20 protein-coding genes are annotated in these 25,865 nt (G+C 73.0%); 7 read left to right on the top strand and 13 right to left on the bottom strand.

Features of this window, described 5'->3' with window-relative positions:
• Positions 1-377 precede the first annotated feature (377 nt).
• The 3 genes from ACZ462_RS27605 to thyX form a co-directional block, all read right to left on the bottom strand.
• The gene (locus ACZ462_RS27605; protein WP_467807346.1) at positions 378-2,063 is read right to left on the bottom strand and encodes a ribonuclease J; all 1,686 of its coding nucleotides are present in this window, start codon (positions 2,061-2,063) and stop codon (positions 378-380) included.
• A 125-nt stretch (positions 2,064-2,188) separates the two neighbouring features.
• Positions 2,189-3,088, bottom strand: a complete 900-nt coding sequence (gene dapA, locus ACZ462_RS27600; RefSeq protein ID WP_467807347.1) for a 4-hydroxy-tetrahydrodipicolinate synthase — start codon at positions 3,086-3,088, stop codon at positions 2,189-2,191.
• Positions 3,089-3,336: 248 nt separating this feature from the next.
• A complete protein-coding gene (thyX, locus tag ACZ462_RS27595; RefSeq protein WP_467807349.1) occupies positions 3,337-4,071 on the bottom strand; it encodes an FAD-dependent thymidylate synthase in 735 nt (244 codons plus the stop codon).
• A 191-nt stretch (positions 4,072-4,262) separates the two neighbouring features.
• Between thyX and ACZ462_RS27590 the strand changes: the two genes are divergently transcribed.
• Complete coding sequence (locus tag ACZ462_RS27590; RefSeq protein WP_467807351.1) at positions 4,263-4,502, top strand: hypothetical protein; 240 nt, start codon at positions 4,263-4,265, stop codon at positions 4,500-4,502.
• A gap of 48 nt (positions 4,503-4,550) precedes the next feature.
• A complete protein-coding gene (locus ACZ462_RS27585; RefSeq protein ID WP_467807352.1) occupies positions 4,551-5,111 on the top strand; it encodes a PH domain-containing protein in 561 nt (186 codons plus the stop codon).
• Between the two features lie 33 nt (positions 5,112-5,144).
• Here the strand turns inward: ACZ462_RS27585 and ACZ462_RS27580 are convergent, their stop codons facing one another.
• The 6 genes from ACZ462_RS27580 to eccD all read right to left on the bottom strand — a co-directional run bounded on the left by ACZ462_RS27580 (position 5,145) and on the right by eccD (position 12,448).
• Positions 5,145-5,624, bottom strand: coding sequence for a hypothetical protein (locus ACZ462_RS27580; RefSeq protein WP_467807353.1), 480 nt, complete (start codon positions 5,622-5,624; stop codon positions 5,145-5,147).
• Positions 5,625-5,640: 16 nt separating this feature from the next.
• The gene (dapB, locus tag ACZ462_RS27575; protein ID WP_467807354.1) at positions 5,641-6,396 is read right to left on the bottom strand and encodes a 4-hydroxy-tetrahydrodipicolinate reductase; all 756 of its coding nucleotides are present in this window, start codon (positions 6,394-6,396) and stop codon (positions 5,641-5,643) included.
• A 116-nt stretch (positions 6,397-6,512) separates the two neighbouring features.
• A complete protein-coding gene (locus ACZ462_RS27570; protein ID WP_467807356.1) occupies positions 6,513-7,892 on the bottom strand; it encodes a M16 family metallopeptidase in 1,380 nt (459 codons plus the stop codon).
• Positions 7,889-10,111, bottom strand: coding sequence for a polyribonucleotide nucleotidyltransferase (locus ACZ462_RS27565; protein WP_467807430.1), 2,223 nt, complete (start codon positions 10,109-10,111; stop codon positions 7,889-7,891). Before ACZ462_RS27565 ends, ACZ462_RS27570 begins: the two co-directional genes overlap by 4 nt.
• 308 nt (positions 10,112-10,419) lie before the next feature.
• Positions 10,420-10,707, bottom strand: a complete 288-nt coding sequence (rpsO, locus tag ACZ462_RS27560) for a 30S ribosomal protein S15 (protein ID WP_114054450.1) — start codon at positions 10,705-10,707, stop codon at positions 10,420-10,422.
• 172 nt (positions 10,708-10,879) lie between these two features.
• On the bottom strand, positions 10,880-12,448 hold the full coding sequence (gene eccD / locus ACZ462_RS27555) for a type VII secretion integral membrane protein EccD (RefSeq protein ID WP_467807357.1): 1,569 nt from the start codon (positions 12,446-12,448) through the stop codon (positions 10,880-10,882).
• A gap of 140 nt (positions 12,449-12,588) precedes the next feature.
• On the opposite strand from eccD, the gene eccCa reads away from it, so the two are divergent.
• Positions 12,589-16,554, top strand: coding sequence for a type VII secretion protein EccCa (gene eccCa / locus ACZ462_RS27550; RefSeq protein ID WP_467807358.1), 3,966 nt, complete (start codon positions 12,589-12,591; stop codon positions 16,552-16,554).
• Between the two features lie 176 nt (positions 16,555-16,730).
• A complete protein-coding gene (locus tag ACZ462_RS27545; RefSeq protein ID WP_125544560.1) occupies positions 16,731-16,976 on the top strand; it encodes a DUF397 domain-containing protein in 246 nt (81 codons plus the stop codon).
• Between the two features lie 99 nt (positions 16,977-17,075).
• Here ACZ462_RS27545 and ACZ462_RS27540 read toward each other — a convergent pair whose 3' ends face one another.
• The 4 genes from ACZ462_RS27540 to eccB all read right to left on the bottom strand — a co-directional run bounded on the left by ACZ462_RS27540 (position 17,076) and on the right by eccB (position 20,833).
• Positions 17,076-17,384, bottom strand: coding sequence for a WXG100 family type VII secretion target (locus tag ACZ462_RS27540; protein ID WP_467807359.1), 309 nt, complete (start codon positions 17,382-17,384; stop codon positions 17,076-17,078).
• 51 nt (positions 17,385-17,435) lie between these two features.
• Positions 17,436-17,780, bottom strand: a complete 345-nt coding sequence (locus ACZ462_RS27535) for a WXG100 family type VII secretion target (protein WP_467807360.1) — start codon at positions 17,778-17,780, stop codon at positions 17,436-17,438.
• A 216-nt stretch (positions 17,781-17,996) separates the two neighbouring features.
• Positions 17,997-19,253: a type VII secretion-associated serine protease mycosin gene (mycP, locus tag ACZ462_RS27530; RefSeq protein WP_467807361.1), complete on the bottom strand. Its 1,257-nt coding sequence runs from the start codon at positions 19,251-19,253 to the stop codon at positions 17,997-17,999.
• An 11-nt stretch (positions 19,254-19,264) separates the two neighbouring features.
• Positions 19,265-20,833 carry a type VII secretion protein EccB gene (gene eccB / locus ACZ462_RS27525; protein WP_467807362.1) on the bottom strand — a complete coding sequence of 523 codons (1,569 nt, stop codon included), beginning with the start codon at positions 20,831-20,833 and terminating at the stop codon, positions 19,265-19,267.
• 259 nt (positions 20,834-21,092) lie between these two features.
• Here eccB and eccE point away from each other — a divergent pair, with 259 nt between their 5' ends.
• The 3 genes from eccE (at position 21,093) to ACZ462_RS27510 (ending at position 25,808) form a co-directional block, all read left to right on the top strand.
• Positions 21,093-22,367 (top strand): type VII secretion protein EccE, encoded by a 1,275-nt coding sequence (gene eccE, locus ACZ462_RS27520; protein WP_467807363.1) that lies wholly within the window; start codon positions 21,093-21,095, stop codon positions 22,365-22,367.
• On the top strand, positions 22,364-23,074 hold the full coding sequence (locus ACZ462_RS27515; protein ID WP_467807364.1) for a hypothetical protein: 711 nt from the start codon (positions 22,364-22,366) through the stop codon (positions 23,072-23,074). Before eccE ends, ACZ462_RS27515 begins: the two co-directional genes overlap by 4 nt.
• Positions 23,075-23,285: 211 nt before the next feature.
• Positions 23,286-25,808: an SCO5717 family growth-regulating ATPase gene (locus tag ACZ462_RS27510; protein WP_467807366.1), complete on the top strand. Its 2,523-nt coding sequence runs from the start codon at positions 23,286-23,288 to the stop codon at positions 25,806-25,808.
• The last annotated feature ends 57 nt before the right edge of the window (positions 25,809-25,865 follow it).

Below are 25,865 nucleotides of genomic sequence, written 5' to 3'. Positions count from 1 at the left end.
TCACCCGCAGTAACACTTACTGGGGCTTTCCTCCGGGCTTTCGTTCTTGCGTTTCAGACTCTATCAGAGTCTTTCGCGCTTCGCTTTCCGGGGTTCTCGCTTTCACGCTTTCCCTTTCCGGCGTTTCCAACCTTACCAGATCATTTCCGCACCGTTTCCGGATCGGATTTGAATTCGGTGGCCGTTGGAGGGCCTTTCCCTTTCGGGCGGGTCAGACTTTATCAGGTTTCCCCGGTGCTGATTCCCACCCGCCCGCGTACCCGTCCGGGCACAGATGTGTGCCGCGCTTCGGTGCGGGGTGGAGCCGTAAACGTACTGGAGCGGGGCCCCCGATGCAAATCGGTTGCCCCGCTCCGGTGAGTGTGCTGCTCCGGGCGTCAGACCTCGACGACGACCGGGAGGATCATCGGCCGGCGGCGGTAGCCGTCCGAGACCCACTTGCCGACGGTGCGGCGGATCAGCTGCTGGATCTGGTGGGGCTCCGCGACGCCGTCGGCGGCGGCGCGCGCGATGGCCTCCTCGATCTTCGGGAGCACCGCGGTGAACGCGGAGTCCTCGATGCCGGAGCCGCGGGCCTGGATGTTCGGGCCGCTCACGACCTTGCCCGTGGTGCTGTCCACCACGACGTACACCGAGATGATGCCCTCTTCGCCGAGGATGCGGCGGTCCTTCAGCGAGGTCTCCGTGACGTCGCCGACCGACAGGCCGTCCACGTACACGTAGCCCGCCTGGACCTTGCCGGAGATCCGGGCCTTGCCGTCGACCAGGTCCACGACCACGCCGTCCTCGGCGATGACGATGCGGTCCTTCGGGACGCCCGTCATGGCGCCGAGCTCGGCGTTGGCGCGGAGGTGGCGCCATTCGCCGTGGACGGGCATGAGGTTCTTCGGCTTGCAGATGTTGTAGAAGTACAGCAGCTCGCCGGCGGAGGCGTGGCCCGAGACGTGCACCTTGGCGTTGCCCTTGTGCACGACGTTGGCACCCCAGCGGGTCAGGCCGTTGATCACGCGGTAGACCGCGTTCTCGTTGCCCGGAATCAGGGACGACGCGAGGATCACCGTGTCGCCGGGGACGATCCGGATCTGGTGGTCCCGGTTCGCCATGCGGGACAGGGCCGCCATCGGCTCGCCCTGCGAGCCCGTGCAGACGAGCACGACCTCGTCGTCCGGCAGGTCGTCCAGCGTCTTGACGTCCACGACGAGGCCCTGCGGGACGCGCAGGTAGCCCAGGTCGCGGGCGATGCCCATGTTGCGGACCATCGAGCGGCCCACGAACGCCACCCGGCGGCCGTACTCGTGCGCTGCGTCCAGGACCTGCTGGATGCGGTGGACGTGGCTCGCGAAGCTCGCCACGATGATCCGCCGCTGCGCGCCCGCGAAGACGCCGCGGATCACGTTCGAGATGTCGCGCTCCGGCGGGACGAAGCCCGGGACCTCGGCGTTCGTCGAGTCCGACAGGAGGAGGTCGATGCCCTCCTCGCTCAGCCGCGCGAACGCGTGCAGGTCGGTCAGCCGGTTGTCCATCGGGAGCTGGTCCATCTTGAAGTCGCCGGTGGCGACGACCAGGCCCGCGGGCGTGCGGATGGCGACGGCCAGCGCGTCCGGGATGGAGTGGTTCACCGCGATGAACTCGCAGTCGAAGACGCCCAGGTTCTCGCGGTCCCCCTCCTTCACCTCAAGGGTGTAGGGGCGGATGCGGTGCTCCTGGAGCTTCGCCTCGATCAGCGCGAGCGTCAGCTTCGAACCGATCAGCGGGATGTCCGGCTTCTCCCGCAGGAGGTACGGGACCGCGCCGATGTGGTCCTCGTGGCCGTGCGTGAGGACGATGCCCTCGACGTCGTCCAGGCGGTCCCGGATGGACGAGAAGTCCGGCAGGATCAGGTCGATGCCCGGCTGCTCCTCCTCGGGGAACAGCACGCCGCAGTCGACGATCAGCAGGCGGCCGTCGAACTCGAAGACGGTCATGTTGCGGCCGATCTCGCCGAGGCCGCCCAGCGGGGTGACCCGCAGGCCGCCCTGGGGAAGCTTCGGCGGCGGGCCGAGCTCGGGGTGCGGATGGCTCAAAAGTCTCTCCTCACCACGCACGCCACGGGCCGTCTCGTCAGGCGCGTGGCGGGCATGTCAGTCGTGCAAGCGTGCACGTGCATGTGTCTGGTTCCGGTCTTGCTATTCAGTTGTGAAGTCCGTTGTCAGAGCTGTACCCCGCCGGCGGCAAGATCGATCTTGAGCCGGGCGGTCTCCTCGGCCGTCAGCTCGACCAGCGGGAGCCGCAGCGGCCCCGCCGGCAGGCCCTGGAGGTTCAGCGCGCCCTTGGTGGTGATCACGCCCTGGGTGCGGAACATGCCGGTGAAGACGGGGAGCAGCCTCTGATGGATCTCGGCCGCCTTGCGGACGTCGCCGGCGGTGTGGGCCTCCAGCATGGCCCGCAGCTCGGGCGCGACCACGTGGCCGACGACGGAGACGAAGCCGACGGCGCCCACGGAGAGCAGCGGCAGGTTCAGCATGTCGTCGCCGGAGTACCAGGCGAGGCCGCTGCGGGCGATGGCCCAGCTCGCGCTGCCGAGGTCGCCCTTGGCGTCCTTGTTGGCGACGATGCGGGGGTGCTCGGCCAGGCGCACCAGCGTTTCGGTGTCGATGGGGACGCCGCTGCGGCCGGGGATGTCGTACAGCATCACCGGGAGGCCGGTGGCGTCGGCGATGGCCGTGAAGTGCCGGTAGAGGCCCTCCTGCGGCGGCTTGTTGTAGTACGGGGTCACGGCGAGCAGGCCGTGGGCTCCGGTGCGCTCGGCCTGGCGGGCGAGTTCCAGGGTGTGGCGGGTGTCGTTGGTGCCGATGCCGGCGACGACGTGGGCCCGGTCTCCGACGGCTTCCAGGACGGCTCGTACGAGGTCGTTTTTCTCCGCGTCGGTGGTGGTGGGGGACTCGCCGGTGGTCCCGTTGACGACGAGGCCGTCGTTGCCTGCGTCCACCAGGTGGACGGCGAGCCGCTGCGCGCCGTCGAGGTCGAGTGCGCCATCGGCCGTGAACGGCGTGACCATGGCGGTGAGGACCCGCCCGAAGGGGGTCTGCGGAGTCGAGATCGGAGCCATGGGTAACACGCTACTCGCTGCCATGGTCGCGGTGTCCCCTCGGGGGACGTGAAGAGGTCCGCGCCTCCCGGCGGCGGCCGGGAGGCGCGTGGAGGAGCCCGGCACTGCCTGCTCGGGGGTTCAAGCAGTGCCGGGTCCGTTTGATCAGCCTAGATGAACTTTCCGAAACGCCGCAATACGGACACTTCGGACTTAGGTTGGCACATGTGTGCGGATTGGTCGATCCGCCCTGTGCGGGGGCGGCTCCGCTACGGGGCGACGCGGCCGTTGGCGTTGAACGCGGCGTACGTCAGCGGCATCAGGGCGGCCCAGTGCTGCTCCATCTTCTCGCCCACCATCTCGATCTCCCGCTGCGGGAACGACGGCACGGCCGCCAGCTCGTGCTGCGTGCGGAGCCCCAGGAAGTGCATCAGCGAGCGCGCGTTGCACGTGGCGTACATCGACGAGAACAGGCCCACCGGCAGGACCGAGCGGGCGACCTCGCGGGCCACGCCCGCGGCCAGCATCTTCCGGTACGCCTCGTAGGCCTGGCGGTACGAGTCCTCCATGGCCCGGCTCGTCAGCGCCAGCTGCTCCTCGGTGCCCTCGACGAACACGTACTTGCCCGGACGGCCCTCCTGGACCAGCTTGCGCCCGGCGTCGGGCACGTAGAAGACCGGCTGGAGCTCCCGGTAGCGGCCCGACTCCTCGTTGTAGGACCAGCCCACGCGGTGCCGCATGAACTCGCGGAAGACGAAGATCGGGGCGCTGATGAAGAACGTCATCGAGTTGTGCTCGAAGGGGCTGCCGTGGCGGTCCCGCATCAGGTAGTTGATCAGGCCCTTGGACCGCTCCGGGTCCTTCTGCAGCTCTTCCAGGGACTGCTCGCCGGCCGTGGACACGCGGGCGGCCCACAGCACGTCCGAGTCCGCGGCGGCGTGCTTCACCAGATCGACGGTCACATCGCTTCGGAAATCGATCTTCAGCTCGGAGGTCTCGCTCACGAGGTCCTTCCAGGTCACGGGATTTCGAGGGGGGCGCGACCACTCTACGGCGCGGCGGCGGGAGCGCGGACCATCGAGCGGGGGCCTCGGCCGCTTCGGACAATCCGCAGGAACCAGGCACCGATCGGGCCTCTCGTTCGTCCTACCGGTGAGACCCCGTCTTCGACGACCCGTGAGGAGTGAGGCCCGCCATGTCCCGTCGGCGCGAACCCGTCCCGTATGCCTTCGTCGCCGAGGCCGACCGGTTCCGCAGCAACGTCGCCCCGCCGCCCCGCGAGGCCCTCGGCAGGACGCAGAGGGCCGCCCGCGGCCTCGTCGGGCTGGCGGTGGCGGCCGGGCTCCTCGCCTCGCTGCTGCTGGGCGTCCACGCGCTCCAGCCGGAGCACGCGTCCGCCACGTCGCAGCAGTCCGGGTCCTCCGCGGGGCGGTAGCCTCACGGACAAGCCCAACCCGAACGTGCATGTGAGTGAGGTCCCGCCGTGCCCCTGCCCTTCCTGACGGCCGACGGCGCGTCCGACGCGCAAGACGACGCCCACGACGCCCCTCTCGCGCACGACGACCGCGACCGCTGGCGGCGGCCGTACCGGCCCGGGCCCTGGAGGGTGGCCGGCTCGGCGGTGCTGCTCCTGCTGTCGGCGTTCATGCTGCTCGCGACGATGATCATCGCGTTCGCGGGTACCTGGGGCGGGGCGGGTGTGTGCCTCGCGGCGGCGCTCTGCGTCGTCGCGCTCGCCCTGCGGATCCTGATGGCCGGCGTCTGGGTGAGCCGGTCCGGGCTGCGCCGGGTCGGCCTCGTCAGGACGCGCACCCTGGCCTGGGGCGACATCACCGAGATCCGGACGGTGCAGCAGCCCGTCCGCTGGCTCGGGCTGCTGCGGACCGTGCAGGGCCAGGCGCTGACGGCGGCCGCCCGGGACGGCGCCGCCGCGGTCCTGATGACCGACCGGAACGCCGACTTCCTGTCCCGGGGCGAGGCCTTCGACCGGGCCGCCGACATGGTCGCCGCCTGGGCCGAGGAGTCCCGGCCCGTGCCCGCCTGAGCAGCCCCGCCCGCACGGCCGCAGCCCGTACGGTCAGGCCCTCCCCCAGCTACCGCCGGGAGGTGCCCCCATGGGCTTCTTGTCGTGCAGGGCGATGGCCCGCTGCATGGCCTTGCGGGCCCGGGGGGTGTCGCGGGCGTCGTGGTAGGCGACCGCGAGGCGGAACCAGTGGCGCCAGTCCCCCGGCTCGTCCTCCGTCTCGGCCTTGCGGCGCGCGAAGACCTCGTCCGCGGAGTCCCGCCGGATGCGCCCGTACTCGTCCCGCTCCAGCTCGTCCACGGGCAGGCCGCCCTCGGCCTCCAGCTCGGCGGCGAGCCGGTTGGCCCGGGTGACGAAGCGCGTGTTCATCCACAGGAACCACACGCCGATGACGGGCAGGATGAGCACGGCCGCGCCGAAGGCCGCGGTCAGCCAGGTGCCCTGCCGGATCAGCAGCACGCCCCGGCTGCCGACCAGGACGAAGTAGACGACCAGCACGGCGGCCGTGATGAGATAGGTGATCTTCGCGCGCATGGGTGTCGCCTGCTCGTCAGCCGAGGTCGAGGAAGTTTTCCAGGCCGAAGGTCAGGCCCGGGGTGGCCACCACGCGCCGCGCGCCGAGCAGGATGCCCGGCATGAAGCTGCTGTGGTGCAGGGAGTCGTGGCGGATGGTGAGGGTCTCGCCCTCGCCGCCGAGGAGCACCTCCTGGTGGGCGAGGAGCCCCCGCAGGCGGACCGCGTGCACCGGGACGCCGTCGACGTCCGCGCCGCGCGCCCCGTCCAGGGCGGTCGCGGTGGCGTCCGGCTGCGGGGCGCAGCCGGCCTCGGCGCGGGCGGCCGCGATGAGCTGGGCCGTCCGGGTCGCCGTGCCGGAGGGGGCGTCGACCTTGTTCGGGTGGTGCAGCTCCACCACCTCGACGGACTCGAAGTAGCGGGCGGCCTGGGCGGCGAACTTCATGGTCAGGACGGCGCCGATGGAGAAGTTCGGGGCGATGAGCACGCCCGTCTCCGGCGAGCCGGCGAGCCAGCCGCGGAGCTGGGCGAGGCGGTCGTCGGTCCAGCCGGTGGTGCCGACGACCGCGTGGATGCCGTGGCGGATGCAGAAGTCGAGGTTGCCCATGACGGAGGCCGGGGTCGTCAGCTCGACGGCGACCTGGGCGCCGGTCTCGGCCAGCGTCTCCAGCTTGTCGCCCCGGCTGAGGGCGGCGACCAGTTCCATGTCCTCGGCGGCCTCGACGGCGCGGACGGCCTCGGACCCGATGCGGCCCTGTGCGCCGAGTACGGCGACCCGCAGCTTGCTGCTCATGCGTGCTTCCTTCGCTTCCCCTGGTCGTGGCGGCCGGGCCGCCCTGGCTGCGGGCGGGGTGCCGGCCGGCCGCCCCGGGCGGGGCTGCCGCGGCCGGCGTCCCCGCCGCGCACGTCTCAGGCCACCGCTTCGTCGAGGCGGGCGGCCTGCTTCTCCTTCAGCGGTCCTATCACCGCGAGCGACGGCCGCTGGGCCAGTACATCCCGTGCGACGGCGCGCACGTCGTCCGGGGTCACGGCGGCGATCCGGGCCAGCATCTCGTCGACCGACATCTGGTCGCCCCAGCACAGCTCGCTCTTGCCGATCCGGTTCATGATCGCGCCGGTGTCCTCCAGGCCGAGGACGGTGGAGCCGGACAGCTGGCCGACGGCCCGCTTGATCTCCTCGTCGGTCAGCCCCTCCGCGACGACCTTGTCCAGCTCGGCGCGGCAGATGCCCAGCACGTCGTGGACCTGGCTGGGCCGGCAGCCGGCGTACACGCCGAACAGGCCGCTGTCGGCGAAGCCGGAGGTGTACGAGTACACGCTGTACGCCAGGCCGCGCTTCTCCCGGACCTCCTGGAAGAGGCGGGAGGACATGCCGCCGCCGAGGGCGGTGTTGAGCACGCCGAGCGCCCAGCGGCGCTCGTCGGTGCGGGCGAGGCCGGGCATGCCGAGGACGACGTGCGCCTGCTCGGTCTTGCGGCTGACCAGGTCGACGCGGCCGGCGGTGCGGATCCGGCGGGCGCCGGTGCGCGGGCCGATCGGCTCGGCGTCGGTGCGCCCGAGGGCGCCGGCCTTCTCGAAGGCGGCGCGGACCTGGCGGACGACCTTGTTGTGGTCGACGTTGCCCGCGGCGGCCACCACCAGGTGGGTGGGGTCGTAGTGCTTCCGGTAGAAGCGGCGGATCCGGTCGGCGCCGAGGGGGTTGATCGTGTCGACGGTGCCGAGGACGGGGCGGCCGAGCGGGGTGTCCCCGTACATGGTGTGCGCGAACAGGTCGTGCACGCAGTCGCCCGGGTCGTCCTCGGTCATCGCGATCTCCTCGAGGATGACGCCGCGCTCGGCGTCGACGTCCTCCTCGCGGATCAGCGAGCCGGTCAGCATGTCGCAGACGACGTCGATCGCCAGCGGCAGGTCGGTGTCGAGCACCCGTGCGTAGTAGCAGGTGTACTCCTTCGCCGTGAAGGCGTTCATCTCGCCGCCGACCGCGTCGATGGCGGAGGAGATGTCGAGGGCGGTCCGCTTGCGGGTGCCCTTGAAGAGGAGGTGCTCCAGGTAGTGGGTGGCGCCGTTCAGGGCGGGCGTCTCGTCGCGCGAGCCGACGTGCGCCCAGATGCCGAAGGTGGCGGAGCGGACGGAGGGCAGCGTCTCGGTGACGATGCGCAGTCCGCCGGGCAGGACGGTGCGCCGGACGGTGCCGGTGCCGCTGTCGCCCTTGAGGAGGGTTTGGGTACGGGCGACGGCCCGCCCCTTCGAGGAGGGGCGGGCCGTCACACGGGAACTACGCGACGTCACTTGTCGGAGTCGTCCTTGTCGGCGTCGTCGGAGGCGTCCTCGCCCTCGATCACGGGGATCAGGGAGAGCTTGCCGCGCTGGTCGATCTCGGCGATCTCGACCTGGACCTTGCTGCCGACCGCGAGCACGTCCTCGACGTTCTCCACGCGCTTGCCGCCGGCGAGCTTGCGGATCTGCGAGATGTGCAGCAGGCCGTCCTTGCCCGGGAGCAGGGAGACGAAGGCACCGAAGGTGGTGGTCTTGACGACCGTGCCCAGGTAGCGCTCGCCGACCTCCGGCATGGTCGGGTTGGCGATGCCGTTGATCGTGGCGCGGGCGGCCTCGGCGGCCGGGCCGTCGGCGGCACCGATGTAGATGGTGCCGTCGTCCTCGATCGTGATCTCGGCGCCGGTGTCCTCCTGGATCTGGTTGATCATCTTGCCCTTGGGGCCGATGACCTCGCCGATCTTGTCCACGGGGATCTTGACGGTGATGATCCGCGGGGCGTTGGGGGACATCTCGTCCGGGGTGTCGATCGCTTCCATCATCACGTCGAGGATGTGGAGGCGGGCGTCGCGGGCCTGCTTGAGGGCCGCGGCCAGGACGGAGGCCGGGATGCCGTCCAGCTTGGTGTCGAGCTGGAGGGCGGTGACGAACTCCTTGGTGCCGGCGACCTTGAAGTCCATGTCGCCGAAGGCGTCCTCCGCACCGAGGATGTCGGTGAGGGCGACGTAGTGGGTCTTGCCGTCGATCTCCTGGGAGATCAGGCCCATGGCGATGCCGGCGACGGGGGCCTTCAGGGGCACACCGGCGTTCAGCAGCGACATGGTGGAGGCGCAGACCGAGCCCATGGACGTCGAGCCGTTGGAGCCGAGGGCCTCGGACACCTGGCGGATCGCGTAGGGGAACTCCTCGCGGGTCGGCAGGACCGGGACGATGGCGCGCTCGGCGAGGGCGCCGTGGCCGATCTCGCGGCGCTTCGGGGAGCCGACGCGGCCGGTCTCGCCGACGGAGTACGGCGGGAAGTTGTAGTTGTGCATGTAGCGCTTGCGGGTCACCGGGGAGAGGGTGTCCAGCTGCTGCTCCATGCGGAGCATGTTGAGGGTGGTGACGCCCAGGATCTGGGTCTCGCCGCGCTCGAACAGAGCCGAGCCGTGCACCCGCGGGATGGCCTCGACCTCGGCGGCCAGGGTGCGGATGTCGGTGATGCCGCGGCCGTCGATGCGGACCTTGTCCTTGATGACGCGCTCGCGGACCAGGGCCTTGGTCAGGCTGCGGTAGGCGGCGGAGATCTCCTTCTCGCGGCCCTCGAAGGCCGGGAGGAGCTTCTCGGCGGCGAGCTCCTTGACGCGGTCCAGCTCGGACTCGCGCTCCTGCTTGCCGGCGATGGTCAGGGCCTGGGCCAGCTCGCCGCGGACGGCCTGCTCAAGGGCGGCGAAGACGTCGTCCTCGTAGTCCAGGAAGACCGGGAACTCGCCCTCGGGCTTGGCGGCCTTGGCAGCGAGGTCGGCCTGGGCCTTGCACAGGGTCTTGATGAACGGCTTGGAGGCCTCCAGGCCGGCCGCGACGACCTCCTCGGTCGGCGCCTCGGCGCCGCCCTTGACGAGGGCGATGGTCTTCTCGGTGGCCTCGGCCTCGACCATCATGATCGCGACGTCGCCGTCCTCCAGGACGCGGCCCGCGACGACCATGTCGAAGACGGCGTCCTCGAGCTCGGTGTGCGTCGGGAACGCGACCCACTGGCCCTTGATCAGCGCGACGCGGACGCCGCCGATGGGGCCGGAGAAGGGCAGGCCCGCCAGCTGGGTCGACGCGGAAGCGGCGTTGATCGCCACGACGTCGTAGAGGTGGTCCGGGTTGAGCGCCATGATCGTGGCGACGACCTGGATCTCGTTGCGCAGGCCCTTCTTGAAGGAGGGGCGCAGCGGGCGGTCGATCAGGCGGCAGGTGAGGATCGCGTCCTCGGAGGGGCGGCCCTCGCGGCGGAAGAAGGATCCGGGGATCTTGCCGGCCGCGTACTGGCGCTCCTCGACGTCCACCGTGAGGGGGAAGAAGTCGAGCTGGTCCTTGGGCTTCTTCGACGCGGTGGTGGCGGACAGCACCATCGTGTCGTCGTCCAGGTAGGCGACGGCGGAGCCGGCGGCCTGGCGGGCCAGGCGGCCCGTCTCGAAGCGGATGGTGCGGGTGCCGAAGGAGCCGTTGTCGATGACGGCCTCGGCGTAGTGGGTCTCGTTCTCCACTAGCGGTATCTCCATTTTCGTCGTCTCCGTCCGTGGCCCGTGTGGCTGCGGACGGTGGTGGAGAAGCGCTCCTTGCGTGCGGGCCGGTCTTCGATCGAAGTACCCGGTTCGGTGCCCGGCGGGCGTTCCGGGTACCACTACCGAGGACCGGCGGCGGGGGAGGGCGCTCCTCCTCTTCAGTTGTGCGCGGGTGCACAGAGCGGCTGCGTCCAGACTACAAAGCGTCCGGTACGGCGCGCACGTACAGCGGCGCGTACAGCAAAGGGAGCGGTCCCCCGAAAGGCGGGAACCGCTCCCCTCACAGCGACTTACTTGGCGCCGGCCGCACCGCGGCGGATGCCGAGGCGGTCGACCAGCGTACGGAAGCGCTGGATGTCCTTCTTGGCCAGGTACTGCAGCAGGCGGCGGCGCTGGCCGACCAGGATCAGCAGACCACGGCGGGAGTGGTGGTCGTGCTTGTGGGACTTCAGGTGCTCGGTGAGGTCCGAGATGCGCTTCGAGAGCATCGCCACCTGGACCTCGGGGGAGCCGGTGTCGCCCTCCTTGGTACCAAACTCAGCGATGATCTGCTTCTTCGTAGCGGCGTCGAGCGGCACGCGTTCTCCTTGGTTCTCGTGGCCACCGAGTGCCCCAGGTCGTAGTCTCTGGGGATCTTCCGTAACTCGGGAGGCGGGGTCCGCTGGGCGCAGTCCGCAGATCCCGGGGGGTCCGGCGGACGCGTACACAAACGGCCGTCACACAGCGTACCAGGTGCCGTCCGGGCCGGTCTCAGCTGGTGAGCGAGCGGGCCCGGGCGTAGACGTCCAGCACGGCCAGGGCCAGCGGGACCAGGCTGAGCAGGACGGCGGCCTCGGTGAGGTCCAGGGTGCGCCCCCAGAAGGGTGACAGACCCTTGCGGGGGATGACCAGCGCAATTCCGGCGAGGAGGGCGGCGCCGGCGGCGACCGCGGCCGACAGCCACATCGTACGGAGGTCCAGGCCGCCGCGGTCGTGGAAGCGGGTCAGCTCCATGACGAGGTCGGCCGGGGGGTTCAGGGCCATCCCGAGGACCAGCAGGGAGACGGCGGCGAGGCCGGCGGCCAGGGCGCACACCACCTGGGAGGTGTAGCGGAAGAGGCGGGCGCGCAGCAGCATGGCGAGCCCGGCGGCCAGGGCGAGGAGGCGGCCCCACGTGTTGTCGGAGAAGCCGAGGACGGCGGCGGCGCCGATGACGACGGCGGAGCAGCCGCCGACGAGGCCGAGGAGCATCTCGTGGCCGCGGCGCGCCTGGGTGGCGATGGCGTCGGCGTCGAGCAGGGCGGCGGGCTCGCCCTGGTCGGTGCCGGCCGGGTCGGCGGGGTCGCTGTCGTAGCGGTCGGGGCTCTCGTAGGCCTCGGTGGCGCTCTGCGGGGCGGCGTAGCCGACGGGCAGCCGGGCGAAGCGGGCGGACAGGCCCGGCAGGAAGGCGACGAGGCCGATGGCGACGGGGGCGCAGACGGCGGCGGTGGCGGTGGCGGAGGCCTCGGCGAGGATCGCGCCGAAGGTGGCGAGGGTGCCGGTGGCGGCGAGGAAGGTCGCCGCGACGAACGGGGCGTCGCCGTTGGGGGTGAGGGCGACCAGGGCGACGGAGGCGACGAGGACGCAGACGCAGCCGAGCAGGAACTGCAGGCGCCCGGGGCCCTGGCCGGCGGCGGGGGCGATGATGCCGGAGCCCGCGATCAGCAGGTGGGGCAGGGCGCCGAGGCCGAGGGCGACGGCGGAGCCGCGGTCGCCGTAGACCCGGGCGCGCACGCCGGCCGCGGCGGTCAGCAGGAGGCCGGCGGCGCCGGCGATGATGCCGGGCAGGCCGTGCATGTCGTGGCGGACCGGGTCCGCGTACCAGAGGACGAAGCCGAGCAGGACGAGCAGGACGGCGGCGCCGGCGAGGCCCGCGCCGCGCAGCATGTCGTCGTGCCAGCGGTGGCGGTCGCGCACCACGGCGGAGGCGACGGCGTCGGAGACGTCGTCGAAGACGGCGGGCGGCAGCGACTCGGCGAACGGGCGCAGGCTCAGCACCTCGCCGTCGAGGACCTGCTGGGCGGCGAGGGTGCGGGCGCCGTCGAGGACGGTGCCGTCGCGCCGGACGAGGTGGAAGCCGGTGGGGGCGCCGACGGGCTGCGTCTGGCCGGTGAGGCGCAGCAGCTCCGGGTAGACGTCGGCGACGGCTATGTCCTCGGGGAGGGCGACGTCGATGCGGCTGTCGGGAGCCACGACGGTGACCCTGCAGAAGCCCGTCGTTGCGGCCGTACTCACCTGTGGGACCCCCTGGTTGGCGGAGCGGGAGCGACCCGCTGCCCTGGCGGATTCGCGGATGCGCATACTGCGCGGGCCACCCTACCGGGAGTGCGTACGACAGTCGGCAAGTAGGATCACCGTCGCGCGGGGGAGAGCCCCTTCGCGCCCGGGACTTGGGGCGCCGGCAGCAGCGTCCCGTCCGTTTTCGAGGGATTGATGCTCCGGTGAGTCAGATCGTCGTCAAACGCCCGCCGCGGTCCCTGCCGCCCGAAGTCCCCTCGGACGAGCTGAGGCTGGAGGCTCCGCCGGAACTCCCCCGGGGCCAGCAGGAGGGCATGCTGATGCAGCTCCTGCCGATGCTCGGCATGGGCTCGTCCGTCGTCTTCTTCTTCATGCCGGGCGCCGCGCCGTTCATGCGCATCATGGGCGTGCTGATGCTGGTCTCCACGGTGGCGATGGTGGTGGCCCAGCTGGTGCGCCACCGGCGCGGTACGCAGGGGCAAATGGCCGATGTGCGCCGCGACTACCTCAAGTACCTGGCGCAGACGCGCCGTCAGGTGCGGCGTACCGGGCGGCTGCAGCGCGACGCGCAGCTCTACCTGCACCCGGCGCCCGAGCAGTTGTGGTCGGTGGTCGCCGAGGGCTCGCGGCTGTGGGAGCGCCGCGTGGGCGACGAGGACTTCGCGCAGGCCCGGCTCGGGGTGGGCGCGCAGCGCCTGGCGACGCCGCTGGTCGCCCCCGACACGGCGCCGGTGGACGAGCTGGAGCCGCTGACGGCGGGCGCGATGCAGCGCTTCCTGAAGGTGCACTCGTCGCTGGACGGGCTGCCGGTGGCGGTCTCGATGCGGGCGTTCTACCACGTGACGGTGTCCGGCGAGCCCGAGTCGGCGCGCAGCACGGCCCGCGCGATGGTGGCGCAGCTGGCGACGCTGCACTCCCCCGACGACATGGTGGTGGCCGTGGTGGCCGCGCCGGGTGCCGTCAAGGCGTGGGACTGGGTGAAGTGGCTGCCGCACACCCAGGTCCCCGGGCAGGTCGACGGGGCCGGCAGCAAGCGGCTGTTCGGCGAGGACATCACCGAGGTCGAGCAGCTGCTGGCACCTCGGCTGGAGGGCCGGCCCCGGTTCAGCCGGGACGTCTCCCCCGTACTGGACCAGCCGCACCTGGTCATCGTCCTGGACGCCGACTCCCGCGGCGGGCTCGTCCCGCCGGACTCCGCGTTCGCCGCGCCCGAGGGCCTTCAGGGCGTCACCATCGTCGAGGTCGTCGCGGGCGAGCTGGACGAGCCGCGCGGCGGGCTGTCGGTCACGGTGCGGCCGGGCAGGCTGCGCCTGGAGTCGGGCGGCGGCATCGCCTACGAGGGCGTACCGGACACCCTGTCGCTGCCGGCCGCGGAGGCGCTGGCGCGGCAGCTGGCCCCGATGCGCACGGGCGGCGGGGACGACGACGAACCGCTGCTGGCGAACCTGGACTTCACCGACCTGCTGAACCTGGGAGACGCGGCCTCGATCGACGTGGCGCGGACGTGGCGGCCGCGGTCGACCGGCGAGCGGTTGCGCGTGCCGATCGGTGTCGGCGAGGACGGCGCGCCCGTCATGCTGGACCTGAAGGAGGCCGCGCAGGAGGGCATGGGCCCGCACGGGCTGTGCGTCGGCGCGACCGGTTCCGGCAAGTCGGAGCTGCTGCGGACGCTGGTGCTGGGCCTGGCGGTCACGCACACCTCGGAGACCCTGAACTTCGTCCTCGCGGACTTCAAGGGCGGCGCCACGTTCACCGGCATGGGCCAGATGCCGCACGTCGCGGCGGTCATCACGAACCTGGCGGACGACCTGACGCTCGTCGACCGCATGGGCGACTCGATCCGCGGCGAGCTGCAGCGCCGCCAGGAGCTGCTGCGCGCGGCGGGCAACTACGCCAACATCCACGACTACGAGAAGGCGCGCGCGGCGGGCGCCCCGCTGGAGCCGCTGGCCTCGCTGGTGCTGGTCATCGACGAGTTCAGCGAGCTGCTGACGGCGAAGCCCGACTTCATCGACATGTTCATCCAGATCGGCCGCATCGGCCGGTCGCTGGGAGTGCACCTGCTGCTGGCCTCGCAGCGCCTGGAGGAGGGCAAGCTGCGCGGGCTCGACACGTACCTGTCGTACCGCATCGGCCTGCGCACCTTCTCGGCGGCGGAGTCGCGCACGGCGATCGGCGTGCCGGACGCCTACCACCTGCCGTCGGTGCCCGGTTCGGGCTACCTGAAGTTCGGCACCGACGAGATGGTGCGGTTCAAGGCGGCGTACGTCTCGGGCACCTACCGCTCGGGCGGGCCCGACCTGTCGGTGGGCCGGTTCCCGGTGGAGCGGCGGCCCGCGCTGTTCACGGCGGCCCCGGTGCCGGTCGTGTACGCGGCGCCGGACCCGGCGTACCTGGCGGAGCAGCCGGAGCGGGAGGACGACGCCCTCGCGGACACGGTGCTGGACGTGATCGTGAGCCGGCTGGAGGGGCAGGGCGTCCCGGCCCACCAGGTGTGGCTGCCGCCGCTGGACCAGGCCCCGCCGCTGGACCAGCTGCTGCCGGCGCTGGCGCCGTCGGCGGAGCGGGGCCTGCACGCGGAGGGGTACACGCGGCCCGGCGGGCTCGTCGTGCCGCTCGGCCTCATCGACAAGCCGTTCGAGCAGCGGCGCGAGGTGCTGTACCGGGACTTCTCGGGTGCGGCGGGCCACATGATGGTCGTCGGCGGCCCGCAGTCGGGCAAGTCGACCCTGATGCGGACCCTCATCTCCTCGTTCGCGCTGACGCACACGCCGCGCGAGGTCCAGTTCTACGGGCTCGACTTCGGCGGCGGCGGCATGTCGGCGGTGGCGGATCTGCCGCACGTCGGCGGGATCGCCTCGCGCCTGGACCCGGAGCGGGTGCGCCGCACGGTGGCCGAGGTCGGCGGGATCCTCAACCGCCGCGAGGAGTTCTTCCGCGCGCAGGGCATCGACTCGATCGGCACCTACCGGCGCAAGCGGGCCGCGGGCGAGCTGCCCGGCGAGCCGTGGGGCGACGTCTTCCTCGTCATCGACGGGTGGGGCGGCTTCCGCGGCGAGTACGAGGGCCTGGAGCAGGTGGTCACGGACATCGCCTCGCGCGGCCTGGGCTACGGCATCCACGTCGTCATCACCGCGGCGCGCTACATGGAGGTGCGGGCCGCGCTGAAGGACCAGATGCTCGGCCGCCTGGAGCTGCGGCTCGGCGACGTCATGGACTCCGAGTTCGACCGGAAGGTCGCCGCGAACGTGCCGACCGGGATGCCGGGCCGCGGACAGGTCCCGGAGAAGCTGCACTTCCTGGGGGCGCTGCCGCGGATCGACGGCTCGCACGACCCGGAGACCCTCTCGGACGCCACGGCGGCCTTCGTCTCCGCCGTGAAGCAGCACTGGGCCGGCCAGGCCGCGCCGGGCGTGCGGCTCCTGCCGCGGCTGCTGCACGCGGACCAGCTTCCGGGCGGCGGGGAGTTCCCCGGGCGCGGGATCGCCATCGGCATCGACGAGACCGCCCTGGAGCCGGTGTTCGTCGACTTCGAGACCGACCCGTTCTTCCTCGTCTTCGGCGAGAGCGAGTCGGGCAAGACGAACCTGCTGCGGCTCATCGCCCAGCAGATCGCCCAGCGGTACACCCCGGACCAGGCGCGGCTCGTCGTCGGCGACTACCGGCGCACCCTGCTGGGGGCCCTGCCGGAGGAGCACCTGCTGGAGTACGCGCCGATGGCGGGCTCCCTCCAGATGCACATGGAGGCACTGGGCGGGGTGTTCTCGCGAAGGCAGCCGCCGGACGACGTCACGCCGCAGCAGCTGCGGGACCGCAGCTGGTGGACCGGGCCCGACGTGTTCATCATCATCGACGACTTCGACCTCGTGGCCACCAGCCAGGGCAACCCGCTGGCCCCGCTCGTGGACTTCCTGCCGTTCGCCCGCGACACGGGCGTGCGCTTCATCATCGCGCGGAACTCGGCGGGCGCCTCCCGCTCGCTGTACGAGCCGTTCATGCAGCGCATCAAGGAGCTGGGCGCGCAGGGCGTCGTCCTGTCGGGCGACCCGTCCGAGGGCGACCTGATCGGGAACGTGCGGCCGCGGCCCATGCCGCCGGGCCGGGCGTACTTCTCCTCCCGCAAGCGCGGCACCTCGCTGGTCCAGCTGGGCCGGATGCCGGGGGCGTAGCGCTGCCGCACACCGGGGCCGGGTTCCGCACCTGCGGGGCCCGGCTCCGCTGCGCTGCGGCCCGGTCCTCGCGGTCCCGGCGGGGGAAGATCGGCCGGAAAGGGTCCCCGGGGCCGCCGCGGGCACCGATAATCGGCAGCGGAAGATGGCCGAGGAGCCGACGGAAAGGCCGCGCAATGGGCACCCAGCAGGAGAAGGACGAGCTGTACGCGCTCGACATCAGCGGCGTGGAGTGGGAGGGCCCGCCCGGGACGAGCCCGGACGAGGAGCGGGTGGAGATCGCCCGGCTCCCCGAGGGCGCGGTGGCCATGCGGTCCTCCCTCGACCGGGACACCGTGCTGCGCTACACCGCCGCCGAGTGGGAGGCCTTCGTCCTCGGCGCCAGGGACGGGGAGTTCGACCTCGACCGGGGACCGCACTGACGGCGGCCCGGCCGGAACGCGCGGAAGGGGCGCGCCCGCTGCGGGCGCGCCCCTTCCGTGTGATCGGGAGCCGGGTGGCTCCGGAGGGAGCCGGATGGCTCAGTAGGCCTCGGTGAACAGGCGCGAGGCCTTCACGTCGGTGGCGCGGTAGTCGCCCTTGCCGCGCTCGATGAGCTGGGCGACGGTCTCGAGCTGGTTCTTCATGTGCTCGGCCTTGCCCTTGTACTTGCCCTGGAGCGTCACGTACCCCTCGTGGGCCACACCGTCCCAGGTGTCGGTGACGACCTTCAGGGCCTGGTCCATCTCCTGCAGGTCCGTGACGATCTTCTTCGAGATGGCCCGGATGCGGTTGGCCATCTCCTGGACGCTCTCATACCGGACCCGGGTGGCGCCGTCGTTGCCGGCCATGTTCTTCTCCTTCGCGCTGTGCTGGGCTGGTGGGTGAGCGGCTCGGTCCGCTCAGATGCCGTTGAGGCCGGAGCCGTTGCCGCCCTGGCCGGCGGACGCCTGGACGGCCTTGAACGCGGCGCGCACGTCGTCGTCCTGCGCGTTGCTGAGGTTCTTGGTCTGGGAGACCGCGTTGTGCAGGACGCCGAGGAGGCGGCGGATCTCGTCGTGGTCCTCGTTGACCATCTTCTGGGCGGAGACGAAGCCGGACGCACCCACACCGGTCCAGCCGGCGCTCACCGTGGCGAGGATGTCGGCCAGTTCACGGGCCTGGGTGGTGACGGCGTTGGCCGTCGTCTCGATCTTGTTCTTCGCCTGGACGATCGGATCGTCTGCAAGTCCGAAATTGTTGCTCATCCGAAGCTCCTCACTTCTCAATTCGCCGGCAGAACCGGCGGACTGCGCGGCGGCGGAGCAGGGCAGCCGGGCGCGGATTCGAGCCGCGCACCCCGGGAATCCCCCTCCGCCTCACGCGATCCCCCGATCACAGTCGTGAAGCCTGGTGCCACTCTAGCCAGTTCATGTCACAGCCCCAACACCGGTGGCCTGCTTCTGTCGATGAACTGTGACCGTTCACTGCAAACGGCGCCGGCGCTTGCGGGCGTCGCGCACGACCGTCGCCGTCGCCCCGGTCACGGCGACCATCACGGCGCCGATCCCCAGAGCGTACGTGCCGAGGCGCTCCTGCCGCTCCTGCGCCGTCTCCGTCAGGTGCAGCACCGCGGCCTGCGGTGCGGCCGCCGGCGGCGGGCCCGGGTCCGGTACGGGCGCCTTCGGGCGGTCGTGGTCCTGGGTGAGGGCGCGGACCGGGTCGACCACTCCCCAACCCACGTAGTCGTCGCGACCCTTGACGGTCCGTTCGGCGGTGCCCTGGATCTGCCAGGCGATCTCCTGCGGCGTCCAGTCCGGGTGCTTGGCCTTCAGGAGCGCGGCCACGCCGGCCACGTACGGCGCGGAGAAGCTCGTGCCGTTGTCGATGCACTGGCCGAAGCCGGGGACGGTGGAGACCATGTCGACGCCCGGTGCGGCGACCCCGACGAAGTCGCCGGGCTGGGAGAACGCGGCGCGCTCGTTGTTGCGGTCCGAGGAGGCGACCGCGAGGACCCCGGGGAAGGCCGCCGGGTACGTCTTGCGCTTCTCGCCGCTCATGCCGTCGTTGCCGGCCGAGGCGACGACGACGACCTTCGCGTCGAGGGCCCGCTGCACGGCCTTGGCCAGCTCGGAGTCGGCGGTCAGGGCGGCGTCGGTGTCCTGGGAGATGTTGACGACGTGGGCGCCCTTGGCGACGGCGTGGTCGATGGCCTGGGCGAGGGAGAGGGCGTTGCCCTTGCCCTGCCCGTCGTTCTGCCGGATCGGGATGACGACCGATTCCGGGGCCAGGCCGACGAAGCCGGTGCCGCTCTGGGGGCGGGCCGCGATCAGGCCGGCCACCTTGGTGCCGTGGCCGACGGTGTCGGCCGTCCCGTCGCCCTTGGGATCGAGGAAGTCCTTGCCGGCGCCGACGTCGACCGCCCCCGCCAGCTGCGGGTTGACCCGGTCCACGCCGGTGTCGATGACGGCGACCCGGACCGGCTTGCCGTCCTTGTCCTTGCCCTTGGTGTGGGCCCACAGCTCGTCGAGCAGCAGCCGCTGCAGCGCCCAGGGGCGGTCGGCGATCTGCTTTTTCATCGGGAAGGTGCACTCCCCCGCCCCGGCCAGGCCGAGCACGGGGGCCGGCGGGGCCGCGGGCGGGGTGCTCGCGGCCGCGGCGGGCCCCGCGGCGCAGCACAGGCCGGCCAGTGCGAGGGCCGGGGCGAGCAGGGCGCTGCGCCGGTACGGGTGGGCGGTCATCGGCGGCCTCCTCACGAACCCTGCGGCTGGCGTGCCGAGTTGGTGTCCAGGCGGGGCCCCTTGGAGAGGAACTCGGACCAGGCGATGGGCACCATCGCGGGCACCACGCCGCCGTAGCCGAGCCGGATCTGCGCCTGGCTGGCCTCGGGGCGGCCCTCCGCGGCGCCGCCCTGCGCCTGCGGGTCCGCCGCGCCGATCTTGGACTTCTCGGCGTCGCTGTCGCCGTTGGCCTGGACGGCGTAGCGCAGCCCGGTGTCGGTGACCAGGAACGTGGAGCCGCCCGCGGTGGTCTGCTTGCCCTGCACCTGCGTGTAGAGCAGGCCGGAGCCGGGTGTGACGTAGGCGCTGGTGCCGCTGGCGGTGATGTCGACGGGGAAGCCGGTGCCCGCCCAGGTGCTCAGCGTCTGCCCGCCCTGGCCGTCGACCGAGCGCAGCACGTTGCACACGGTGTCGCGGGCGGCGCCCTGGCCGGAGCCCGCCTGGTTGATGCGGCCGGTCTTCTTCTGCGGCCAGCGCGTCTCGCCCTTGAAGACCCCCGGGTCGGGGTTCAAGGACTGCAGGTCGACCTCGCGGGCCTTGCCGTGCATGTTCAGGCCGTCGGTCGCGGGCGCCGAGATGAGCAGCCACGCCGTGAAGTCGGAGACGGGGGCCACCTTCCCGGGCAGCACGACGTAGTGCTGCGCACCGGAGCCGGTCTGGGCCCGCAGCACCATGCCGACCTTGTTGTCGGCGGTGCCGAGGCCCGGTACGTCGGCCTTGGTGCCGGCCTGGGCGGGCAGTTGGGGGAAGGCCAGGTCGTCACCGGAGTTCAGCGTGGCCAGCCACTGCTCGGAGACCTGCTGCGGGCTGCCGCCCGTGGTGCCGACCAGGGCGTTCGTCATCTTCGCCGCGTCGGCGGTGCCCTCGGGGAACTTGTACTTGGTGCCCGTCGCGTCGACCAGGTACCGCTCCTTGGACCCGCCGGTGCTCTGCACGTACAGCATCTGCGCGTCCGTCAGCCGGCGCTCGTCGTCCATGATTCCGGCCTCCCGGTCGGCGAGGACGAAGGTCGCCGTCTGGACGCTCTTGCCGTTGCCGCCGGGCGCCTGGCAGACCGCCCACCGCTTGGCCTTGCCCGCGTCCTTCGGCGACGGCAGCCGGTCGGGGGCGTAGGGGATCCCGATGATCGGGCCGCGGGGCGGCTTGCCCGCGTCCAGGACCTTGTCGTCGACCTGGAGGACCTTGAACTTCTGCGGGTCCAGCAGGAGTCGCGCCGACGCCAGGTTCAGCACCGGGTGCAGGCGGGTCTGGTCCTTGCCGTTCACCTTCGTCTTCAGCACCACGTACCGGGTCGTGGACTGCTTGCCGACCAGGACCTTCGTGCCCGCCTCGTCCCAGCCCTTCGGCGCCTGCGGCTTGAACATGCCCCAGGCGCCGAACCCGGCGAGGACGACGGCTCCCGCCACCAGGCCCGGCACGACCGCCCGCAGCGGACGGGGGGCGCCTTCCTCGGAGCCCGTCGCGGACGGCTGGAGGAACGCGGCCACCGTCCGCCGCTTCGCAAAGGTGTACGCGTTGAGTTCATCACGCCGTGATGCCATGACCGTCTGCTTCTCCCCGAACGGCCCGGTCGGCGACTGCGGTCCCCGGGCCTTGATGGTCGGACCGGGGACCTACTATGCCTCTTGACCGAGGACACGCAGGGGCCGGGTAGGGTGAGGCAGCCGCTCAGCGCCTTCCGCACCGGGGGAAACAGGGCCTGTTGGGGTGGATTGAGGAGGTTCCGGAGGCATGCGGCGGGCAGCGCGCGGCTCCGGCACTCACGGGGGTCTCGGCCCGGAAAGGGGAGGTGGGCCACTGATGGCCACCGCGACGCAGCCGCAGACGGGTGCTCCGGCACCCGCACGCAGCGGGGTGACGCCGTATCCGCAGTCGACCCCGGGGCGTTTCGGCCCGTTCCGATTGCAACAACTCGTCCTGCTCCAGGTGGCGGCGGCCGCTCTGCTGGTGGCGTGGGTCGTCGAACCGCTGCTGCTGGTTCCCGCGGGCGTCCTCTCCCTGGTCCTGGCCGTGCTGGCCCTCGTACGCCGCCACCAGCGCTCCCTGCCCGAGTGGATCGGCAGCGCCCTCGCCCTGCGCGCCCGGCGCCGGCGCGCCGCCGCGTTCACGGTGCCCGCGGGCACCGAGCCGGGCCTCGCCCCGCTCGTCGAGGCCGATCCGGCGCTGCGGACCATGACGTTCAGCGACCGCGACCGGCGGCCCGTCGGCATGGTCGGCGACGGCACGTTCCTGACCGCCGTCGTCCAGGTCGACACCGACGCCACCGCCCTGCGGCCCGACCGCGGAGAGCGGCCGCTGCCGCTCGCGCTCGTCCGGGACATCCTCGACGTGGACGGCATCCGGCTGGAGTCGGCGCAGTTCGTGCAGCACACCCAGCCCGCGCCCGCCCCGCACCTGCCGGCGCAGTCGACCGCCGCACGCAACTACGCCCCGCTCCAGGCCCAGACGGGCACCCCGGCGGTACGGCTGACGTGGATCGCGCTCAAGCTCGACCCGGAGCTGTGCCCCGAGGCGGTCGCCGCCCGCGGCGGCGGTCTCGCCGGCGCCCAGCGCTGCGTGGTCCGCGCCGCCGACCAGCTGGCGAGCCGGCTCGCCGGGGCCGGGTTCCGGGCGACCGTCCTCACCGAGCAGGAGCTGACGGCGGCGCTGGCGACCTCCTCCTGCGCCAACCCGCGGGCGATCACGCAGGCGGGCCGCTCGGCGAGCACCGGCCGGCGCACCGAGGAGACGGCCCGCACCTGGCGCTGCGACGACCGGCGCCACACCACGTACTGGATCGGCCGCTGGCCGCAGCTCGGCGGCTCGGCGGCGGCTTCCCTGCCGCAGTTCGTGGCGCTGCTGACCTCCCTCCAGGCGCTGGCGACGAACTTCAGCCTGACGATGGCCTCGGGTGAGCGGCAGAGCGTCACCCTGACCGGCCACGTACGGGTGACGGGCCGCAGCGACGAGGAACTGGTCGCCGCACGCCGGGAACTGGAGCGCACCGCCCGCGGCGTGCGCACCGGCCTGGTCCGGCTCGACCGCGAACAGGTGCCGGGGCTGCTGGCCTCGCTGCCGCTGGGAGGCGCGCGATGAAGAGCACGGTCAGGGGCGGCTTCGGGCTGATCGGCCCGCGCCGCGAACGGCACACCGTGCCGGTGGCGGACCTCGACGCGCTGGCGCTGCCGGTCGGCGACGACGGCGTCGTCATCGGCGTCGACGCCCACGGCAGGCCCGCGGTGCTCGGCATCAACCGGCCCACCCCGTACGAGGTGACGCTGATCGGCGGCCTGTGGACGGCCCAGGTGCTCGCCCTGCGCGCCGCCGCGACCGGGGCCCGCGTCGCGGTGGAGACCGGCCGCGCCCAGGTGTGGGCGGGGCTCGCGCAGGCGGCCGGCGGCGGGCAGCAGTGCGTGACGCTGCACGACGTGGGCCGGGTGCCTCCGCAGGGCGCCTCCGCGGGGAGCCCGGTGCTGGTGATCCGCGACTGCGGGATGCGGCCGCCGCGCGGGCGCGTGGTGGCGGGCCCCTGGCAGTCCGTGGTGACGCTGCTGCCGTACCTGAGCCCGACGGCGCCGCGGCTGCTGCAGAACTCGGCGCTCGTCGGCGTCCAGCGGGTGTCCCCGGACGAGGCGGAGCAGATCGGCCGCCTGATGGGCCTGCCCCGGCAGACGGTGGAGTCGCTGCCGACGCTCGGCGACGGCGTGACGCTGTGGTGCACTCCGCGGGACCGGCAGTTCGTCATGACGCAGGGCACGGAGCAGGAGTCCGCCCTCCTCGGCCCCTGCCGCCGCATCGACTGACCGGCCCCGCGTACGCCGCCCCGGTCCGCCGCCGCCGACGGCCCGGGCCCGCCGGGGGGTGGCGGTCGTTCGGCGGCCGTGCCGCGGGAACCGGCAGGGGTGGCGGGCGTCGCCCGGCGGGGGCGGACACCGGCGTCGGCGCCCGATTAGGCTGGGTGTGGGCGTGGCGCCGAGCGGCGCCGGACCGGTGTTCGACAGACCAGGAGGACGAGTGAGCGGCGATCGGAACGAGAGGCGCGGCGGGGCGTGGGACGTCCCGACGGACGATCAGTCCGACGCGGAGCCCGAGGTGACGGGCGAGTTCACCATCGACTACACGCCGCCCGCCTGGTACACGCAGAGCGCGGCCCCGGCCTCGCCCGTCCCGGCGCTGCCCGAGGGCAGCGGCTTCGAACCGCACCGGCCGTCGGAGCTGGCCTCGCCCCCGACGATGCGCATGGCGCCCCCGGCGCGCACCCGGGACGCGGCCGCGCCGGCTCCGGACCCCGCTGCTCCGGCCGCTGCGGCCGCACCTGACGCGGCGTCGGCAGCCGCGTCCGCGGCGGATGCCGTGCCGCTGGCCGCCGCGCCCGGCCCGGAGCCCGTACCGGCCCTCCCCGAGGTGCCGGCCCCGGCTGACGCACCGGAGCCCTTCGCGGCCGCCGAGGATGCGCAGGCGCCCGCACCGGGCCACCCCGGGACGCCCCCGCCGGCGCACGCCGAAGCCCCGCAGGCCGCACAGCCGTTTGCGGCGAGCGCGGCCGAGGGCGCGCCGACGCCGGTGCCGGCCTTCCCCGAGACGCCCGCACCCGCCGACGCGCCGCAGGCCGCGCAGCTCCCCCCGGCAGGCCCGGCCGACGGCGCGCCACGGGCCTTCACGGCGGGCGGGGCCGGTGGCGCACCCGGGCCCGTACCGGCGCCCGCCGCGGAGGCTTCCGGCTCCAGGACGCCCGCGTTCGGCGTGCCGCAGCCCCAGGCGCCCGAGTCCGCCTCGTCAGGCCGCGGCATCGTGCTGGGCAAGCCGACCGGCGCGGTCCCGCGCCCGGACACGCCCGCCGAGGGAACGGCCCTGCCCTCCGCGGGCTCCGAGCCGGTCCCGGCGGCGGCTCCCGCCGACGCGGTGCCCGCCGGGTACGCGCCGGCCGCCGACGCCCCGGCGGCCGGGCAGCCGTTCCCCGCCGCCCCGGCACCGGCCGACGCTCCTCCCCCGCAGCAGTCGGCCCCTGCCCCGTACGCCGCCCCGGCGGCCCCGCAGGGCTACGCCTTCCCGCCCCCGGCCCCGACGGCAGCGGGGGGCCACCCGTACGCGCCCGCCGCGGGCGGATACGCCTACCCGCCCGCCTCGCAGGCCCCCGAGGCCCCGCAGGGCTACGCCTTCCCGCCCCAGGCCCCCGCCAACGCGAGCGGCTACGCGTACCCGCCGTCGGCGGCGGCACCGCCCCAGGCGGCGGAGGCCCCGCCCCGGCAGGCCCCCGCACAGCCCCAGCAGCCGCAGACCGACCCGCGGAACGGCGCCCCGTGGCCGTCCGGCCCGCAGACCGGCCCGCAGACCGGCCCCCAGCCGCACGACCCGCACCACCAGCCCGGCCCCGCCGCGGGCGGCGCCCCGCTCGGGTACACGGCCGCGGTCGAGCTGTCCTCCGACCGGCTGCTGCGCGGCAAGCAGAAGCCCAAGCCGCAGCGCGCGGGCTTCCGCTTCGGCGGCAAGGCGGCCGAGGCCGAGCGCCTGCGCAGGCTGGAGCTGATCCGCACCCCGGTGATGTCCTGCTACCGGATCGCCGTGATCAGCCTCAAGGGCGGCGTCGGCAAGACCACGACGACCACCGCGCTCGGCGCGACCCTCGCGAGCGAGCGCCAGGACAAGATCCTGGCCATCGACGCGAACCCGGACGCCGGCACCCTCGGCCGCCGCGTCCGCCGCGAGACCGGCGCGACGATCCGGGACCTGGTCCAGGCGATCCCGTACCTGAACTCGTACATGGACATCCGGCGGTTCACCTCTCAGGCCCCCTCCGGCCTGGAGATCATCGCGAACGACGTCGACCCGGCCGTGTCGACCACGTTCAACGACGAGGACTACCGCCGCGTCATCGACACGCTCGGCCGGCAGTACCCGATCATCCTCACCGACTCCGGCACCGGCCTGCTCTACTCGGCGATGCGCGGCGTCCTGGACCTCGCCGACCAGCTGATCATCATCTCGACGCCGTCCGTGGACGGCGCGAGCAGCGCCAGCACCACGCTCGACTGGCTCTCCGCGCACGGGTACGGCGACCTCGTCTCGCGCTCCCTCACGGTCATCTCCGGGGTCCGCGAGACCAGCAAGATGATCAAGACCGAGGACATCGTGCAGCACTTCGAGACCCGCTGCCGCGGCGTCGTCGTCGTGCCGTTCGACGAGCACCTCGCCGCCGGGGCCGAGGTCGACCTCGACCTGATGCGGCCGAAGACCCGCGAGGCGTACTTCCACCTGGCCTCCCTGGTGGCCGAGGACTTCGTCCGCGCCGCCCGGCAGGCGCCCCAGCAGCAGTGGGGAGCCCCTCAGCAGGCCGCGGCCCCCGGGCAGCCGTACGCGCAGCCGCACCCGCAGGCCCACCCCCAGGGCGCTCCGGCCGGCTACCCGCAGCCGTACGCGCAGCCCGCGCAGCCGTACGCCCCCCAGCCGGGCCACCCGGGCCAGCCGTGGCCGCAGCAGCAGCAGCAGCCGGGGCAGCAGCCGGGCCAGCAGCCCCCACGCGACCCGCGCCTCGGCTGAGGACCGGGCAGGCACACCGCGAAGGGCCCGTGCCGTCCTCCCGGAAGGGGGACGGCA

The sequence above is a fragment of the Streptomyces sp. NPDC031121 genome (assembly GCF_055570615.1).
This window is presented reverse-complemented; position numbering and strand designations above follow the sequence as displayed.